Annotated in this window: 3 protein-coding genes; 2 read left to right on the forward strand and 1 reads right to left on the reverse strand. The window is 64.4% G+C overall.

Features of this window, described 5'->3' with window-relative positions:
• Positions 1–98: 98 nt before the first annotated feature.
• Positions 99–479 (forward strand): LysR substrate-binding domain-containing protein, encoded by a 381-nt coding sequence (locus tag BLW02_RS19355; protein ID WP_139285425.1) that lies wholly within the window; start codon positions 99–101, stop codon positions 477–479.
• A 102-nt stretch (positions 480–581) separates the two neighbouring features.
• Here BLW02_RS19355 and BLW02_RS19360 read toward each other — a convergent pair whose 3' ends face one another.
• Positions 582–1,454 carry a gamma-glutamyl-gamma-aminobutyrate hydrolase family protein gene (locus BLW02_RS19360; RefSeq protein ID WP_092701747.1) on the reverse strand — a complete coding sequence of 291 codons (873 nt, stop codon included), beginning with the start codon at positions 1,452–1,454 and terminating at the stop codon, positions 582–584.
• Between the two features lie 282 nt (positions 1,455–1,736).
• Between BLW02_RS19360 and BLW02_RS19365 the strand changes: the two genes are divergently transcribed.
• On the forward strand, positions 1,737–2,084 hold the full coding sequence (locus BLW02_RS19365; protein WP_092701750.1) for an HPF/RaiA family ribosome-associated protein: 348 nt from the start codon (positions 1,737–1,739) through the stop codon (positions 2,082–2,084).
• The last annotated feature ends 220 nt before the right edge of the window (positions 2,085–2,304 follow it).

Genomic DNA, 2,304 nt, shown 5'->3' on the forward strand with positions numbered 1-2,304 from the left:
CAGCGCCGTACTGATTTCTTTGTTCCTGTTTCTTGCCATGCCGTATCAAACGCACATCGGGCACTGGGCGATGACAGGCTTTTGTTAGCCGCTCTAAGGTGCGCCTCTCTGGGGTGGTGCAGCGCAACTTGGTCATGCCCAGTGGCCCGCACGCGCTACGCCAGCTGCTGGAGAGCTACACGCGCCCGCGCGGCATGCAGTTGAAGATGGTGGCCGAGGTGGACTCGGTACAGACCGTGCTGTCACTGGTCGCGCGCGGCGTGGCCGACACGGTGCTGCCGCTGAGCGCCACGCGTGCCTGGATTTATCCGCAGACGCTGCACATGGCCGTTATGGTGGCGCCAGCCATCCGTAACCGTTTGGTGCTCGCGGTGCCGAAGGCGCGCCCGGGCACGCTGCTCAGCCGTTATGCCAGCCAGTTGCTGCGCACGCTGGTGCAGCAGCATTTCGACGATGCAGCGCCGCCGGTGGGTGGGTAACCTGGTGCCGGTCAGGTTGACGCAGAGCACTCCTGTTTTGATAGCTTCCACGCATGGTTAGCAGGTGCCAGGGGTCAAAAACACCATGAATCAAGGGGTGGTTCAATGGCGCCGCTGCAGCGCCCGGCGCAGCAGGCGTGCGGCGCGGTCGCGCAGGTGCAGCGGACCGGGGCTGGGCGCTGCCGGGCGCATCTTTCTGGCGCTGCAGGCGGCCAGAAAGTCGTTGAGGATCGCGGTGTCGTCCAGGGTTTCCGAGCCGATCTGGTGAAACTCGGGGTGCCACTGCGTGGCGGCGATGTAGCCGCGCCCGGGTGCCGCTTGCAGGCGGATCGCTTCGGGTACGCCGTCGGGCTCGCTCAGCGCCTCCACCATAAAGTCGGGGGCCACGCGCTTGATGCCCTGGTGGTGGATGCTGTTCACCCGGGCGCGCGGCGTGTCGGGGTAGAGCTTGGCCAGATGCGAGCCGGGCACGATGTGGATGCCGTGGAAATGCTGGTCGTATGTGGCGGCATTGCGGTGTTGCAGCGCGCCCGGATGCTGGGTCTGTAGATCCTGGTAAAGCGCCCCGCCAAACGCCACGTTGATCAATTGCAGGCCCCGGCAGACACCAAATATGGGTTTGCCGGCCTGGGCAAACGCTTTCACCAGGGCCAGGTCGTACAGGTCGCGCACGCGGTCGCCCACCCATTCTTCGCGCAGGGGTTCCTCGCCGTAGCTGCCGGGCCACACATCGGCGCCACCGTGCATGACGATGCCGTCGAGCCATTCGGCATAGTGGTCCAGTGTGACGTCGCCGCGTGCCGTCTCGCCCGTGGGGCAGGGCACCATGACCACCATGGCACCGGCCGACATGAGCCAGTGGGCAATCGATTGCTCGACGTACTGCAGGGTCTTGCCAGTGAACAACGGGCGGGTGGGGTCGGCATGCTGGAAGCAGGCCGACAGGCCAATCTTGAGGCGGCGGGAAGCGGGCATGAAGAGGCTCCGATGGAGAACAGGCGCAGTGCGCAGCAAAACCGTGCGAGAGAATTTTGCCAATATGTTTGTAGCACCACACCCAGGCTACGTCTGTAGGAAAGTGTCGTGCATGCCTGTTCCGGCACTGGCGCTGGGTGCGCGCGCCGTGGCGCTGTTTCCCCGGATGGCGAACTGCTATTGACGGACGTCAAGTCGCGACCTGCGCTTGCGTGCATGATGAAGGCATGCGGTTGGCCATGGCCTGTCGCCATCCCGCTTCATTTTCACAAGGAGTGCCCTATGCAAGTACAAGTACACACCGACGACCACATCCAGGGTGGAGAGTCGCTGGCGCAATGGATCCAGGACGAGGCTGGCACCCGGCTCGCGCGGTTTCGGGACTACATCACACGCGTGGAGGTGTTTCTGACCGACGTGGACGCCGGCAAATCGGGCGCGGAGGACAAGCGCTGCCGCATCGAGGCCCGCGTGGCCAGCCGCCAACCGGTGGCCGTGACCGCCGAAGCCGACAAGATGGCCGCTGCCTTCATCAGCGCCGTGGACAAGCTCATGCGCGCGCTGGACGCCGACCTGGGCCGGGCAAAGGATCGCCACGGGCGCGACACCATCCGTGACGCACAGGAATAAGCGCTGCTGCGCGGTTCGCCGGGCCCGGTCTTTCTGGGCAGGGCATAAAAAAACGCGCCGAAAGGCCAATGCCAGTCAGTTAAGCCCTGACTGGCATTTTTTTTGGTGGGTACTTGCTGCGTGTTGATCGCTTGACCTCGCGCGGGAAGCTTCGATCAGGTCGTCGAGGCGGGAGCACGAAGTAGTGAGCCTGATCCAGAAGGCGCTGCAAATGCTGGGG

It is taken from the genome of Acidovorax soli, assembly GCF_900107605.1.
GTDB classification, from domain to species: domain Bacteria; phylum Pseudomonadota; class Gammaproteobacteria; order Burkholderiales; family Burkholderiaceae_C; genus Acidovorax; species Acidovorax soli.

Excerpts from the sequence above, each read along its gene's own strand:
- BLW02_RS19360 (WP_092701747.1), bottom strand. The coding sequence starts at position 1,454 with ATGCCCGCTTCCCGCCGCCTCAAGATTGGCCTGTCGGCCTGCTTCCAG.
- BLW02_RS19365 (WP_092701750.1), top strand. The coding sequence starts at position 1,737 with ATGCAAGTACAAGTACACACCGACGACCACATCCAGGGTGGAGAGTCG.